The organism is Amycolatopsis sp. NPDC004747 (assembly GCF_053601335.1).
Map to the genome: position 1 here is coordinate 76,026 of NZ_JBSGBQ010000003.1, position 12,902 is coordinate 88,927.

At 71.4% G+C, this 12,902-nt stretch carries 13 protein-coding genes and 2 pseudogenes; 9 read left to right on the forward strand and 6 right to left on the reverse strand.

Translation table 11 applies throughout. The annotated features are described in order from the left end of the window. Positions 1-171: 171 nt before the first annotated feature. Both ACWEGE_RS05195 and ACWEGE_RS05200 read left to right on the forward strand, forming a co-directional pair. Positions 172-1,593, forward strand: a complete 1,422-nt coding sequence (locus ACWEGE_RS05195; RefSeq protein WP_449659159.1) for a nitronate monooxygenase — start codon at positions 172-174, stop codon at positions 1,591-1,593. A gap of 171 nt (positions 1,594-1,764) precedes the next feature. Further along, complete coding sequence (locus ACWEGE_RS05200; protein WP_449659160.1) at positions 1,765-2,979, forward strand: cytochrome P450; 1,215 nt, start codon at positions 1,765-1,767, stop codon at positions 2,977-2,979. 49 nt (positions 2,980-3,028) lie between these two features. Here the strand turns inward: ACWEGE_RS05200 and ACWEGE_RS05205 are convergent, their stop codons facing one another. The 4 genes from ACWEGE_RS05205 to ACWEGE_RS05220 form a co-directional block, all read right to left on the reverse strand. Then, complete coding sequence (locus tag ACWEGE_RS05205) at positions 3,029-3,418, reverse strand: nitroreductase/quinone reductase family protein (RefSeq protein ID WP_449659161.1); 390 nt, start codon at positions 3,416-3,418, stop codon at positions 3,029-3,031. 305 nt (positions 3,419-3,723) lie between these two features. Further along, positions 3,724-3,993 (reverse strand): DUF1876 domain-containing protein, encoded by a 270-nt coding sequence (locus tag ACWEGE_RS05210; RefSeq protein ID WP_449659162.1) that lies wholly within the window; start codon positions 3,991-3,993, stop codon positions 3,724-3,726. Between the two features lie 448 nt (positions 3,994-4,441). Continuing rightward, positions 4,442-4,912, reverse strand: a complete 471-nt coding sequence (locus ACWEGE_RS05215; RefSeq protein WP_449659163.1) for a GyrI-like domain-containing protein — start codon at positions 4,910-4,912, stop codon at positions 4,442-4,444. Between the two features lie 118 nt (positions 4,913-5,030). After that, a complete protein-coding gene (locus ACWEGE_RS05220; RefSeq protein ID WP_449659164.1) occupies positions 5,031-6,521 on the reverse strand; it encodes a glycosyltransferase in 1,491 nt (496 codons plus the stop codon). Between the two features lie 404 nt (positions 6,522-6,925). On the opposite strand from ACWEGE_RS05220, the gene ACWEGE_RS05225 reads away from it, so the two are divergent. Both ACWEGE_RS05225 and ACWEGE_RS05230 read left to right on the forward strand, forming a co-directional pair. Then, on the forward strand, positions 6,926-8,095 hold the full coding sequence (locus tag ACWEGE_RS05225) for a hypothetical protein (RefSeq protein WP_449659165.1): 1,170 nt from the start codon (positions 6,926-6,928) through the stop codon (positions 8,093-8,095). Between the two features lie 423 nt (positions 8,096-8,518). Beyond that, positions 8,519-8,746, forward strand: coding sequence for a hypothetical protein (locus tag ACWEGE_RS05230; RefSeq protein ID WP_449659166.1), 228 nt, complete (start codon positions 8,519-8,521; stop codon positions 8,744-8,746). Positions 8,747-8,762: 16 nt separating this feature from the next. On the opposite strand, the pseudogene ACWEGE_RS05235 reads toward ACWEGE_RS05230, so the two are convergent. Continuing rightward, a pseudogene (locus tag ACWEGE_RS05235) lies at positions 8,763-8,972 on the reverse strand (DNA-binding response regulator); the annotation flags it as partial. Between ACWEGE_RS05235 and ACWEGE_RS05240 the strand changes: the two are divergent. The 4 genes and pseudogenes from ACWEGE_RS05240 to ACWEGE_RS05255 form a co-directional block, all read left to right on the forward strand. After that, positions 8,938-9,081, forward strand: a complete 144-nt coding sequence (locus ACWEGE_RS05240; RefSeq protein ID WP_449659511.1) for a hypothetical protein — start codon at positions 8,938-8,940, stop codon at positions 9,079-9,081. The pseudogene ACWEGE_RS05235 and the gene ACWEGE_RS05240 overlap by 35 nt on opposite strands. Positions 9,082-9,461: 380 nt before the next feature. Then, positions 9,462-9,914 (forward strand): DUF6069 family protein, encoded by a 453-nt coding sequence (locus ACWEGE_RS05245; RefSeq protein ID WP_449659167.1) that lies wholly within the window; start codon positions 9,462-9,464, stop codon positions 9,912-9,914. 38 nt (positions 9,915-9,952) lie between these two features. Beyond that, positions 9,953-10,462, forward strand: a complete 510-nt coding sequence (locus ACWEGE_RS05250; protein WP_449659168.1) for a hypothetical protein — start codon at positions 9,953-9,955, stop codon at positions 10,460-10,462. A 51-nt stretch (positions 10,463-10,513) separates the two neighbouring features. Further along, a pseudogene (locus ACWEGE_RS05255) lies at positions 10,514-10,597 on the forward strand (MBL fold metallo-hydrolase RNA specificity domain-containing protein); the annotation flags it as partial. 31 nt (positions 10,598-10,628) lie between these two features. Here ACWEGE_RS05255 and ACWEGE_RS05260 read toward each other — a convergent pair. Further along, entirely contained in the window at positions 10,629-11,240 is a 612-nt protein-coding gene (locus tag ACWEGE_RS05260; protein WP_449659169.1) for a hypothetical protein, read from the reverse strand. A 288-nt stretch (positions 11,241-11,528) separates the two neighbouring features. Here ACWEGE_RS05260 and ACWEGE_RS05265 point away from each other — a divergent pair, with 288 nt between their 5' ends. Beyond that, positions 11,529-12,899 (forward strand): NAD-dependent succinate-semialdehyde dehydrogenase, encoded by a 1,371-nt coding sequence (locus tag ACWEGE_RS05265; RefSeq protein ID WP_449659170.1) that lies wholly within the window; start codon positions 11,529-11,531, stop codon positions 12,897-12,899. The last annotated feature ends 3 nt before the right edge of the window (positions 12,900-12,902 follow it).

Below are 12,902 nucleotides of genomic sequence, written 5' to 3' on the forward strand. Positions count from 1 at the left end.
GTTGATCGGTACCACCGGAGAGAAGAGGCTGATCTCGTTGCGGAATGCACCTTCCCCGAGCACTGTGCTGCGGTGGCTCGTCGGCGGCTCGGCGCCGACCGCCGGACCTCCTGGTGCCGATCAGTGGTCGGCGTGCCGGATGCGGCGGGCCGACCGGGAGGAGCCGCACTCATGACCGAACCCGCTCACCCGCCGATCATCCAGGGCGGCATGGGAGTCGCGGTGTCGGGCTGGCGGCTGGCCGGTACCGTCGCCGCAGCGGGACAGCTCGGCGTCGTCTCCGGGGTCGCGCTCGACACGCTGCTGGCCCGGAACCTGCAGCTCGGCGACCCCGGCGGCCACCTCCGCCGCGCCCTCGCCCACTTCCCGAAGCCCGACCTCGTCGAGCGGATCCTCCACCGGTACTTCGTCCCGGGCGGGATCGACCCGGGACGGCCGTTCCGCGCCGTGGCGCGGCTGGGCATCCCGGCCCGCCCCGCCGCCACCGCGCTGACCGTCGTCGGCAACTTCGCCGAGGTGTTCCTCGCCAAGGAGGGTCACCCGGGTCCGATCGGGATCAACTACCTCGAGAAGATCCAGCTCGCGACCCCGGCCGCCGCGTACGGCGCCATGCTCGCCGGAGTGGACTACGTACTGGTCGGCGCGGGCATCCCGACCGAACTGCCCGGCCTGCTCGACGCGCTCGCCCGGTCCGCCCCGGTCGACTTCCCCGTCGCCGTCGCCGGCTCGGACCAGCGGCACACCCTCCGCTTCGACCCCACCTCGCTGCTGCCCGACACCGGGCCGTTGCGCAGGCCGAAGCTGCTGGCCATCATCTCCTCGGCGGTCCTGGCGACCCGGCTCGGCCGGGACGCGCGGACGCGCCCGGACGGGTTCGTCCTGGAGACCCCGGTCGCGGGCGGGCACAGCGCGCCGCCGCGCGGCCGGATGCAGCTGTCCGGCACCGGGGAACCGGTGTACGGCCCGCGCGACGACATCGAAGTGGCCAAGGTGGCCGCGACCGGGCTGCCGTTCTGGCTCGCCGGCGGGTTCGCGAGCCCGCAGGGCCTGGCCGCCGCCCGAGCCGCCGGCGCGGCCGGCATCCAGGTCGGCACCGCGTTCGCGCTCTCCGACGAATCGGGCATCGACCCGGCACTCAAGCGGCGACTACTCGACCGCGCCACGAGCGGCACGCTCGAGGTACACAACGACCCCCACGCCTCACCGGCCGGCTTCCCGTTCAAGCTCGCCCGCCTTCCCGGGACCCTGGCCGACGAGGAGACCTACGCTGCCCGACCCCGGCTGTGCGATCTCGGGTATCTGCGCACCCCGTACCAAACCCCGCAGGGCAGGATCGGCTACCGCTGCCCCGCCGAGCCGGTCGCCGACTACGTCGCCAAGCAGGGACAGGCCGAGGACACGATCGGCCGCCGCTGCCTGTGCAACGGACTGGTCGCGACCGTCGGACTCGGCCGGCGCCGCCGCGACGGCTACCAGGAGACCCCGCTGGTCACCCTCGGCCAGGACCTCGATTTCCTGCCTCACCTGCTGCCGGCGGGAGCGACCGGCTACTCCGCGACCGACGTCATCGGCTACCTGCTCTCCCGCGGGTGAGGACTTCGGTCGTGAGCCCGAAGGACCTTGGGCCCCTGCCTCGGTCGTCCACGCGGTACGAGGCTGTGCCGGTCCGGATCTTCCCTCTCACCCGCCCGCGAGGTTCCCTTGGTGCTCCAGACCGGTCTTTCCCGGATCCGTTCCTGGATCGGACGCGGCTACCTCAGCAGGATGCGCCGGAAGGGCCTCGACTTCTCGCGGCTGCGCTTCCTTCCCCGCTCGGTCGTGTTCCCGCTCCGGCGGACCGGCCTGGACCCGGTGCCCGAGCTGGGCCGGCTGCGGGAAGAACAGCCCGTCAGCAGGCTCCCGCTGCCGCTCGGTGTGACCGTCTGGCTGGTCACCGGCTACGAGCAGGCGAAAGCCGTACTCGGTGACGCGGCCGCGTTCAGCAACGACTTCGCCAACCTCGGCACGGTCGGCATCAGCGCGGAAAGCGATCCCGGCGGCCTGGGCTTCAGCGACCCACCGGACCACACCCGGCTGCGGCGCCTGCTCACCCCCGAGTTCACCGTGCGCCGGCTGAACCAGCTCGCGCCGAGGATCGACGCCATCGTGGCGGACCGGCTGGACCGCATGGCGGCCGCGCGAGCACCGGTCGATCTCGTGAAGGAGTTCGCGCTGCCCATCCCGTCCCTGATGATCTGCGAACTCCTCGGTGTCCCCTATGAAGATCGCGGTGACTTCCAGCGGCTGAGCGTCGCCCGGTTCGACGTGTTCGGCGGCGCCGGTGCGTCGCTGGGCGCGCTCGGCGAATCCCTCGCCTACCTCCGCGACCTGGTCAACCGACAGCGCGCAGCACCGACCGACGGGCTCCTCGGCAGACTCGTCACCGAACACGGCGACGAGATCGACGACGAGGAGCTCGCCGGGCTGGCCGACGGACTGCTGACCGGCGGGTTCGAAACCACCGCGAGCATGCTCGCGCTCGGGGCGCTGGCTCTGCTCAGAGATCCGGTGCTGTGCACGAGGATGCGGGACGAGGCGGACGCCGTCGAGCCGCTCGTCGAGGAACTGCTGCGTTACCTGTCCGTGGTGCAGCTGGCGTTCCCGCGATTCGCCCGCACCGACGTCGACATCGCCGGGACCACGATCAGTCAGGGCGACATCGTGCTCTGCTCCCTGAGCGCCGCCGACCGCGACGCCGTGCTCGGTGCCGCGATGGAACGCCTCGACCCCACCCGCCCGGCCACCCCGCACCTGGCCTTCGGGTACGGCATGCACCGGTGCCTCGGCGCCGAACTCGCCCGCCGCGAGCTCCGCGCCGCCTACCCGGCGCTGGTGCGCCGCTTCCCGTCGATGCGGCTCGCCGTTCCGGTGGAGAAGCTGTCCTTCCGGAAACTGTCCCTTGTGTACGGTGTCGAGTCACTGCCGGTGCTGCTGGACTGAGCACCGCCGGTCGAGCTTCCGCACCAATCCGGCGTGGGCCGACCGGAACTCACTCCCGGTCCGCGACGTCCATGACCATGCAGTCTTGTGTGCGGACCACCCAGCGCAATCCCCAGTAGTACCAGCGAGGGAAGATCGGTGGCAGTTCGCGGATACCCACCAGCCGAGGCGCCGTGAGCCGGAGGAGCTCACCTCTGAGCAGGATCTCGCATCCACCTGCGGACAGGATGTTCCTCACCCACTCGGAAGCTGCTCCGAAGTTGGCTCCGATGGCGACGACGTCACCGCGGCGGAACGCCCGGACAGGAGTGCGGTGGACGCGCCCGCTTCGGCGCCCCTTGTGCATGACGACGGCAAGCGAACCCGCCCGCCCGGCACGGCGAAGGGCGATCGGGTTGACGACCGCGTGAGCCGGCTTCAGAAAGGACGGCCAGGGCATCGCGCCTCACCTCCACCGTCAGCGGGCGTCCTCCATGGTGCCGGCAGAGCGTCCTCGCCCGTGCGCTCGGCCCTCGAGCCGGGCCGACCTCGCCGCGGTGAGCGCGAGCCCGCTCGCCGCGTCGAGACAGCACCGGTGCAGTGCGCCGGCGTCGTCGGGGTCATCGCGGGGCCGACGTCCGCAGCGTGCGCTCGGAGCGGGTTCCTGCGAGCACGCTCACCGTGCCTCCAGGCTCTCGTCGTCGGTTCCCCGCGACACCGCCCCGGTCCGCGAGCGCGCACGAGCCCCGGTGGACCACATCGAGCTCAGTGGTCGAGCCGGACCGGTTTGCGGGTGAGTGCTTCGATGTCTCCGGCGGCGCATTCGAGCAGGTTGTGGGCCAGATCGCTCAACGCACGCGACGCGGCCAGCTCGTCGCCGATCTCGGGCACGTCCGTGTCGGCGGGGTTGAGCCGCGCGACGCCGGTCCCGGAGACCCGGGTGTCGTCGCTGGTGTGGAGCCGGGCCGTGGCCCGGGTCCGGCCGTCGTCGTCTTCGTCGATGTGCACTTCGACGTGCCAGCGCTTCTCCTGCATGGTTCCTCCTCAGTTTCTTCGGGCGCCGTTTCGATGGCGCCACTGGAACATCCGGCTCGTCGTGGTCGCGCTGCCGGCGGGCGACGGTGTGCCACGACGGCCTTCGGAGTCGCTGATTTTCCGGTGTGGCCAGCAAATCGCGGCCGGTTGGCCGCCGCCGCTGGCGAACGCCACCGGCCCGGGGGCCCTCGGTCACCCCCGCAGGAGACCATCGGCTCTGCCGTTCCCGTGCCGTCACGGCGGGCTCCGGCACCTACCGCACCGGCGCCGGGAGGGCCGGGCCACCAGCTGCCGTCTCTTCGGCGGAATACCCGAAGGCCGGCGGACGAGCTCGGTGTCCGGGCTTGGCACGCGCCGGTCGCTGCCGTGCGCGGTGGCCTCCACACCATCCCCGGAATCGATCTCCCGCGACTTGAGAGCGCCTCGCGCGGCACCGGATCGGGACGGCTCAGTGGATCCGGTACGGCTGGACGACTTCGGTGCGCCACGTACCGGGGTCGGGCTGGGCGTCCGGGGACGTCAGGTAGACCTCCCACGCCGCGCCGGCGAGCTCACCGTCGTGCTCGTGCACCCAGCAAGCGAGCGCGCCGTAGGCAGGCTCCATCGTCTCGTACGACCCGACGTGGACCGTTTCCACGACCGGGCCCGCGGGCAGGGTCGACGGCCGGACGCCGTCGACGGGCTCGATGGGGGTGGCGACGGGGAAGCCGGCCTCGACGTGAAACCGGCCGCCCGGCTCCGGGCGGTAACGCGCGAACGGCGGGCCGGCCGGCGCTGTGCCATGAGCGGCCAGGACACCGGCGATCGCCCCGTACTGCCGGCCCAGCCAGGGCCCGAGTTCCGCCACGTCCAGAACGGCATCGGCGACTGCGGTCGGCTGCTCGTTCCGGTTCCCGACCTGGATCTCGTAGGTCCGCATGCGGGCAGTTTCGCGGGAGGAGCCACGGGTACGTAGAGTCGTCGGTCCTCATGCGGTGGGTCGATGGTCCTCGGGGTGACCCGCCTGCGCGATGCCGAAGCCCTGACCGGCCGTCGGGCTACGCGTATCCGGACGGCGACGACACCTCCGCCGGCACCCCGCGTCCGGTCACCAGCCGCTCGTAGAGGGCGATGTACTGCAGGAAGGACCGGGTCCCCAGGTAGTCGCGCCGCACCCGTTCCCGGGCCCGCTCGCCCAGCTCGGCCGCGCGAGCGGGTTCGGCCAGGAGGTCCGTCACCGCGTCGCCGTAGGCAGCCAGGTCGCGGGCGGCGACGAGGCGGCCACTGTGCCCGTCCTCGATCTGGTCCTGGATCCCGCCGATCCGGGTGGCGACCACCGGGCGTGCTTTCCACATGGCCTCGGCCACCGTGAGCCCGAACCCTTCGGCGATCGACATCTGCACCACCACCTGCGCGCGGCGCTGCAACGCGTTGACGATCGCGGCGTTCTCCTCCGGGTCGGCCATCGGCAGCGTCGCCAGGTGGACGCGGTCCTGGACCGGCCGGGGGAGCTTGGCGAACGACGCCGTCACCTCGCCGAGCACGTCCGCGCCTTCGGGGTCGTCGGCGACCTCCGCCGCGGACGGGCCGGCCAGCACGAGGTGCGCGGCCGTCCGGGGCAGCACGTACCGCACGAACCCGTCGATCACCCCGAGCGGGTCCTTGAGCCGGTCCCAGCGCGAAACCTGCAGCACCACCGCGTCGTCCGGGCGCAGCCGCCGGGTTTCCGTCATCTGCGCACGGCGCTCGACCCGGGCCGGCGCGCCGTCCAGCCGGGCGAACACCGGGTCCGCCGCGGACACGGTGTCCTGCACTCCCGCCGCGGCGAGGATCGCGGCCACGCGCTCTCCGGGGAGATCCTGGTTCTTGGCCGAGAAAGCGTCGATCGAGGGAGCGATGAGCGCCGTCTTCGCCGTGTCCAGACCGGCCCAGACGTGCTGGCGACGGGAGAAGACGTAAGCGTCGGCCTGGGCGACGTATCCGCGCAGGAACTCCCACGCCCGGCGGGCGAGCGGGGTGGCGTGGTCGATGCCGACGTGGCTTCGCCACACAATGGGCACACCGAGCCCCGTCAGGACGGGAATCATCCCTGCCGTCTGCGGGTCGTGCAGCAGCACGACGTCCCCCGGCGAGATCAGGTTCGCGAGCTCCTCGCCCGCGGCACGGGTGAACGCGTCGTACGCCTCGCGAGCGTCCTCGTCGAGTGGCAGCCCGTCTCCCAGCGCGCCGTGGAGGTTGTTGTGGAGCCGCTTGGTCACCGCGAAGAAGGGGCGAGTGCCGGCGACGGCCAGCCACCGCTGCTCGACACCGGCACCGCGCCCGTAGGCCAGCAGCGAATGGAGCATCTCGGCCACGCCGCCACCGCGCGCGGTCGAATTCACGTGCCACATGACGTGGTCGCCGAGCAACTCCCGCCCGCGGGCGAACCGCTCCAGCAGGCGGTGGTAGGCCTGCGCGCCGACGAGCGGTTCGAACCGCTCGATCGCGAGCCTGCCGACCGGAGCGGGAACCAGGAGTGAACCGGCGGTCGCCGGACCGGGTCTGGCCATCGTGCTCTCCTCGGATCGGTCGCCGGCCGTCGGGCGACGACCGGGCAAACCGGCATGGGGGTCCTTCGCGCCGTCGAGACGGACTTGCGCGATCCTCAGCGTGGAACCGGCCGCGCGGCCGGGCAGGGGCCGAACGTCACCGGTCGGGGCACCAATGGGCCCCATCATCGGCGGAGACGGCCGGGAGTTCGCGAGAACCGCTGCCGCACGGGGGAATCCGCTCGTCCTGACGGCCGCCGGGCCGTAGCGCCGGCTCCAAGGAGTGCCCCATGCGGATGCCAGTGCCCACCGCCAGTTCCGCGACTGCACTTCGTCCTGCCGCCGAAGGCCCTCCGCCTCTGTCGGTGCGCGCGTCGAGACGGAAACGTCGCTCGATGTGAAACGGTGCAATCGAGGAGTTCACCATGAGCAACAGCCTGAGACGCTCCTTCATGCGCTACGGCAGCGTGGCCGCGGTGATCACGTTGCTGCCCGCATTCGTCGCCGGCACTGCGGTCGCCGAACGACCCGTGACGCAGCTTGCGCTGCTGCCGGGGGCGGTGGCGGGTGAGGCCCTGGCGATCAACAACCAGGGGACGGCTGTCGGCTACAACATTGTCGACTCCGGTTCTGTGGCGGTGAAGTGGGATCGGCACGGCAAGGTCGTCGAACTGCTCCCACCGCCCGGAGGTTCGTCGGCCGTGGCCAGGGCCATCAACGATCGAGGTGTCGTGACCGGTTCGTTCGATGCTGGGAACGCCACCACCGGAGCCCTGCGTTGGGATCCTGACGGCCGGATCGTCGAACTCGCCGGGCTGGGCGGCATCAACACGTCCGCCAACGATCTGGACGAGCACGGGATCGTGGTCGGCACGAGCGTCGGCCCCGACGGCTGGTTCCATGCGGTCACGTGGAACCAGCGCGGACAGGTGACCAAGCTGGACTCGTCGCCGACCGGGTTCTCCGGCTCGGCCAATGCGATCAACGAGCGCGGCGTGATCGTTGGTGTCGATACGGACGAGAACTGGAAGGTGGGGGCGTCGAGGTGGAGTCCGTCAGGTGTGCGGACCGCGCTTCCGGACTGGGGATACCGGTGGAACGCCGCCTTCGACATCAACGACCGTGGGATCACGGTTGGTCACGTCGAAGGCCCTGATGCACACTCCCAGCCGGTTCGCTGGGACCGCGACGGCGTGCTGACCGAGCTCGGCATTCCCGCTGGGGGGCTGTCCGCAAGCGCGAAGGAGATCAACAACGCGGGCGTGGCACTCGGGGAGGTCTCCTTCGGTGAGCAGTGGGATCAACGGCGCGGAGTGCGCTGGGATGAGCAGGGGAACGCGATCGAACTGCCTCCACTGCAAGGTGGTGGGTGGAGTCGTGGCAACGCGCTTGATGCGCGCAGCACGGTCGTCGGAGTGGCGGCGACCGCGACCGGCTCGCACGCTGCGTTGTGGGATCAGTCGGGACGCGTCCACGACCTCGGCGCACTGCCCGGAAACACCTCGAGCGAGGCGGTCGACATCAACGATCACGGGGTGGCCGTCGGGTTCTCCTACTCCGACAGGGGGCCACAGCCCACTGCGTGGCACTGGTAGGACGCCTCCGGGCCCTGTTGGCGCCGCCTTGACCGAATGGCACGAGACCGGCGGGCGGCAACTGCACGACCGTCTGCCGGCCGGCGAAGTCGCCGAACTCGTGCCGGGCGTAGGCGTACAGGCCGCCGTCGGAGTTCGGACACGCTTCGCCGGGCGACAGGTCCAGCAAGCTCCGTGGGCGGCTACCGCCACGCTGCCGGGCAAACGCGCCACTGCGGACCGCTCACCAGCACGCCCGCCGCGCGGCAACGGCTCTGACCGGTTCCACCGCCCCCACCGGGCCGTGGCCCAACGACTCCGCCGGCCGGGGAGGAACGACCTCGCGGGTCTTGGCTTTCGGCCCTGATTCCGTCGCCCCGAAGAGCGGCACCATCGAAGAGCCGGCAACAGCCCGCCACCATTCTCCTCGGAGAGGAGGGCGACATGACCTTCGCTCATCGCACCCGCGAGCCCGGACCGGCCCGGGCGGGCGGATTCCCCGCCGGACTGCACGTACACGCGCACAGCGGCCAGTTCGACGGGCAAGCCGGGATCGTCGTGGACCGCACCCCCGACCTGCGGCCAGGCTCGGTCTGGGTCGAGTTCACTCCGGGGCAGGCCCGGCTGGTACCGGGTTACCGGCTCGACGTCGACGAGAACCCGGCCGACTGAGCAGGCTGGTCCGTCCTCACCGATCTTGGCTGCGCAGCTCGGCGGCCAGCACGGCGGCCTGCGTACGCCGCTCCATCCCGAGCTTGGTCAGCAGCCGGGAGACGTAGTTCTCGGCCGCGTGCGCGTCGAGCAGAGACTTGCCCGCCCCCACCTCCTTGACCGCCGAAACCAGGTCCATACCCTTGATGTCCTTGATCACGAACCCGCTCGCCCCCGCCAGCACCGATGCTGACGACAGCCGGCTGACGTTCCCGGACCTGCCGCGGATGGAGCTGGACGAGCTGCTGGGCCGGCTGGTCGAACGCGGAATCCGGTGGTCGGCCCCGCCGCGGTGATCCCGGTCGGTGCGTGAGGGCTTCGGCGCGTTCGGCGACCGACGGAGCGAACAGTGCGAACAGCTCGGCCGCCGAACCCCGGCCGGGTGCTGCGTGGATGACGTTCGGGTCTCGGCCGGGTTGGCGGTGATGCCCACAACGTGTCACCAGAACCCACGATGCGCTCCGATGCGGAACCGTCCACGCCACCACGACCTTGTCCCCGATCGATGCCGAAAGTCCCGCGACCGGCCACCCTGTGGCCCTGCCCGTGGCGTCACCCAGCGGCGAAACTGCCGGGATGACGGGAAAGTCGCCGGCGCCGTCCTGCTCGCCGCCGGCGGCGTCGGCTTCCGCCTCCAGCGCGACCGTCGCCGGAACCCACCCGGAAAGGAAGGCCCATGAACAACCCCGACGTCGAAAACCGCCCGGCCGTCAACGCCGGCCGGCTGTGGGCCGGCGGAGCGGCCAGCGCCATCGTGGCCGTCCTCGTGACCGTGGTCGGAATCCTGACCGCGCGAGGCATCGTGCACGTCCCGATCCTCGCACCGAAGGGCGAAGGAACCTGGGGCGGCGCGAACACCCTGACCTACACCCTCGGCGCCGCCGCCCTCGCCCTGGCCGCGACCGGCCTGCTGCACCTGCTCCTGGTGACCACACCCCGCGCCCTGGTCTTCTTCGGGTGGATCATGGTGCTCGTCACGGCCATCGGCGTGGTCATGCCGCTGAGCCTGGCCACCGGCCTCGACGCCCGGCTCACCACCGCGCTCCTCAACCTCGTGATCGGCCTGTCCCTCGTCTTCACCCTGTCGAGCGTGGCCCGCTCCGCCGCGCCCCGGCCACTGGACACCTGAGCCAAACCCCACCCGCCGCTGCGGAAGGAGCCGGCACCATGCGGAAATCGGCTGCGATCATCCTGGCTGCGGCAATGGCTGCCGCAAGCGCCGCGTGCGGCGGCGACCCGGGCACCCCGGCGCCGCCCGGCACGACACCGGCCCCGGTCACCGAACCACCAGCGACCGGGACCCCCGGCATCGAAGCCGGCGCCTACCTCGCCGCCATGGCGCCCGCGGCAAACGCGGTCGGCACGGCCATCGCCGGCATCCCGGCCGAATGCGGACCGGCCAACGTGCCGCAGTGCCGGAATGCGCTCAAGAAGGTGCACGACACCAATGCCGAGCTGGAGAAGGCACTGGCCGGCCGGACCGTTCCCGGCTGCCTGCGCGAAGCCGATTCCGAGATGCGCCGCTCCACCGAACTGATGGACCAAGGCATGCACGACTGGCTGAAGGCGATGGACGCACAGGACTTCGCCGCCTTGAACAGGCTGGACCACGAGCTCGGCCAAGCGAACGCCCACCAGACACGGGCCTTCGACCTTCTCATGCACAGCTCCTGCTGAGCGGCGACGCCGGTTCGGCGGAGTCGATCCGCCACGGCCGGCACCCGCGCCCACGCCGACGCCGACGACCTGGTCCGCTGGGCCTGCGCCGGCGAACCGCCCGGAACGATCCACCTCGTGCACGGCGAACCCGAAAGCGCCGAAGCCCCGGCATCGCGCCGGCCGCTCAGCTTGCCGCGGCGGAACCGGGTTCGGCGAAACGGTGGTCCGGGTGCAGGAAGGGCCGGGGGTCGGTGCCCGCCATCGCGCCGTCGTCGAGCCACCGGCGGAACCCCGCCGGATCGCGGCGCTCCAGCTCCTCCAGCAGGAGCTGCCGGACCACGGCCAGCTTTGCCCGCTCCGGGTCGTCGTCCGGCACGCGCCGCAGTTCATCGTCGCTGCGGCGCCAGACCAGGCACAGCTCGTCGATGGCCGCGCCGGGCACGGTCGTCCGGACGCTGACCACCGGCCCGCGGCACAGCACTCGCCGTCCGGCCCACCACCCGGCCGCCGCCAGGACGGCCAGGACTCCCGAACCGACGACGAGCCCGGACCACGCCAGGATTTCGGCACTCAGGACACCGGCGAGAAACGCGGCCCCGGCGGCAGCGACGCCCGCCCGCGGCGGTGGGATCCGCGTCATCCCGCGCGCATCGTCGGCCCGCTGCCAGACGCCCATGCCGATCATCACGCTCATGGCCGCCCACGCGACCACGGCGTACGTCGGGAAGGTGACTAGACCGCGCCAAAGGAGCAGAAGAGCAGCGACACCCGCGAGGAGAAAGATCACTCTGGTCATCACGGCTCACCTCGGACACGTCCGGTCGGTTTCGGGAATTCTGCGGTCGGAAACACCGTAGCCACGCACCGGAAGCAGCCACGAGAACGCAAAGTCCTGTCTTCGAGAGTCCTTGTGCCCGCCGGGCTCCCATCGGCGATCGGGCCCCGGTGGTCTTCCGGCCCACGACAAGACCTCGCGTTCCCGACTTCGGAACGGCTGAGCGGCAACGCCCGGGAAACGCACGGTTTCCGCTCGACGCCCGAGGGAACCCGAAGCGCGAACCGCACCCGATCCGAGGAGGCCCCCGTGGCCATCGCGTCCGTCAACCCGGCCACCGGGGAAACCCTGCGCACCTTCGACGAGCTCACCGATGACCAGGTCGACCGCAAGATCGCCCGCGCGGTCACCGCGTTCCACGAACACCGGCGGACGTCGTTCGCCGAGCGGGCCGAGCGGCTGCGGCGCGCCGCGGACATCCTCGAAGCCGAAACCGGCACCCTCGCGCGGCTGGCCACCCTCGAGATGGGCAAGACGCTGGCCTCCGCCAAGGCCGAAGTCGCCAAGTGCGCGAAGGGCTGCCGCTGGTTCGCCGACCACACCGAAGTCCTGCTCGCCGACGAACCCCACGACGTCGGTGACGATGACGCGAACGTCTTCACCCGGTACGAACCGCTCGGCCCGGTGCTCGCGGTGATGCCGTGGAACTTCCCGTACTGGCAGGTGTTCCGCTTCGCGTGCCCGGCCTTGATGGCCGGCAACGTCGGCCTGCTCAAGCACGCGTCCAACGTGCCGCAGGTGGCGCTGGCCATCGAGGACGTCCTGCGCCGCGCCGGCTTCGCCGAAGGCGTGTTCCAGACGCTGCTCGTCGGTTCGAAGAAGATCGAAGCGATCATCGACGACGACCGCGTCCGCGCCGTCACCCTCACCGGCAGCGAGCCCGCCGGACGGCAGGTCGGTGCCCGCGCCGGGCAGAACATCAAGCCCAGCGTGCTCGAGCTCGGCGGCAGCGACCCCTTCATCGTCATGCCGTCGGCCGACCTGGACGCCGCCGTCGACGGCGCGGTCACCTCGCGGATGCTCAACAACGCCCAGTCGTGCATCAACGCCAAGCGCTTCATCGTCCACGAGCAGGTCGCCGAGGAGTTCACCCGCCGCCTGGTGTCCGAACTGGAGGGACTGCGCATCGGTGACCCGATGGCCGAGGACACCGACCTCGGCCCGCTGTCCTCGCCGGAGGCCGTCGAGACGCTGGCCAAGCAGGTGGCGGACACCGTCGCGGCCGGCGCTCGCCTGCTGACCGGCGGCCACCCGATCGACCGGCCCGGCCACTACTTCGAGCCCACCGTGCTCACGGACATCCCCGACGGCTCCCCCGGCCACCGCGAGGAGTTCTTCGGCCCGGTCGCGCTGCTCTGGACCGCCCGCGACGCCGGCGACGCCATCCGCATCGCCAACGACTCGGCCTTCGGGCTCGGCGGCAGCGCCTGGACCCGCGACGAAGCCGAACAGCGGCGGTTCGTCACCGAAGTCGAGACCGGGATGATCTATATCAACAAGTTCACCGAGTCGACGCCGGAGGTCCCGTTCGGCGGCGTCAAGAACTCCGGCTACGGCCGCGAGCTGGCCGGCTTCGGACCGCGCGCCTTCGTCAACGCCAAGACCGTCTGGATCGATTGACGA

Bases quoted from the DNA above. Each gene is read 5' to 3' on its own strand.
- ACWEGE_RS05195 (WP_449659159.1), top strand. From the start codon at position 172: ATGACCGAACCCGCTCACCCGCCGATCATCCAGGGCGGCATGGGAGTC.
- ACWEGE_RS05200 (WP_449659160.1), top strand. From the start codon at position 1,765: ATGCGCCGGAAGGGCCTCGACTTCTCGCGGCTGCGCTTCCTTCCCCGC.
- ACWEGE_RS05205 (WP_449659161.1), bottom strand. From the start codon at position 3,418: ATGCCCTGGCCGTCCTTTCTGAAGCCGGCTCACGCGGTCGTCAACCCG.
- ACWEGE_RS05210 (WP_449659162.1), bottom strand. From the start codon at position 3,993: ATGCAGGAGAAGCGCTGGCACGTCGAAGTGCACATCGACGAAGACGAC.
- ACWEGE_RS05215 (WP_449659163.1), bottom strand. From the start codon at position 4,912: ATGCGGACCTACGAGATCCAGGTCGGGAACCGGAACGAGCAGCCGACC.
- ACWEGE_RS05220 (WP_449659164.1), bottom strand. From the start codon at position 6,521: ATGGCCAGACCCGGTCCGGCGACCGCCGGTTCACTCCTGGTTCCCGCT.
- ACWEGE_RS05225 (WP_449659165.1), top strand. From the start codon at position 6,926: ATGAGCAACAGCCTGAGACGCTCCTTCATGCGCTACGGCAGCGTGGCC.
- ACWEGE_RS05230 (WP_449659166.1), top strand. From the start codon at position 8,519: ATGACCTTCGCTCATCGCACCCGCGAGCCCGGACCGGCCCGGGCGGGC.
- ACWEGE_RS05245 (WP_449659167.1), top strand. From the start codon at position 9,462: ATGAACAACCCCGACGTCGAAAACCGCCCGGCCGTCAACGCCGGCCGG.
- ACWEGE_RS05250 (WP_449659168.1), top strand. From the start codon at position 9,953: ATGCGGAAATCGGCTGCGATCATCCTGGCTGCGGCAATGGCTGCCGCA.
- ACWEGE_RS05260 (WP_449659169.1), bottom strand. From the start codon at position 11,240: ATGACCAGAGTGATCTTTCTCCTCGCGGGTGTCGCTGCTCTTCTGCTC.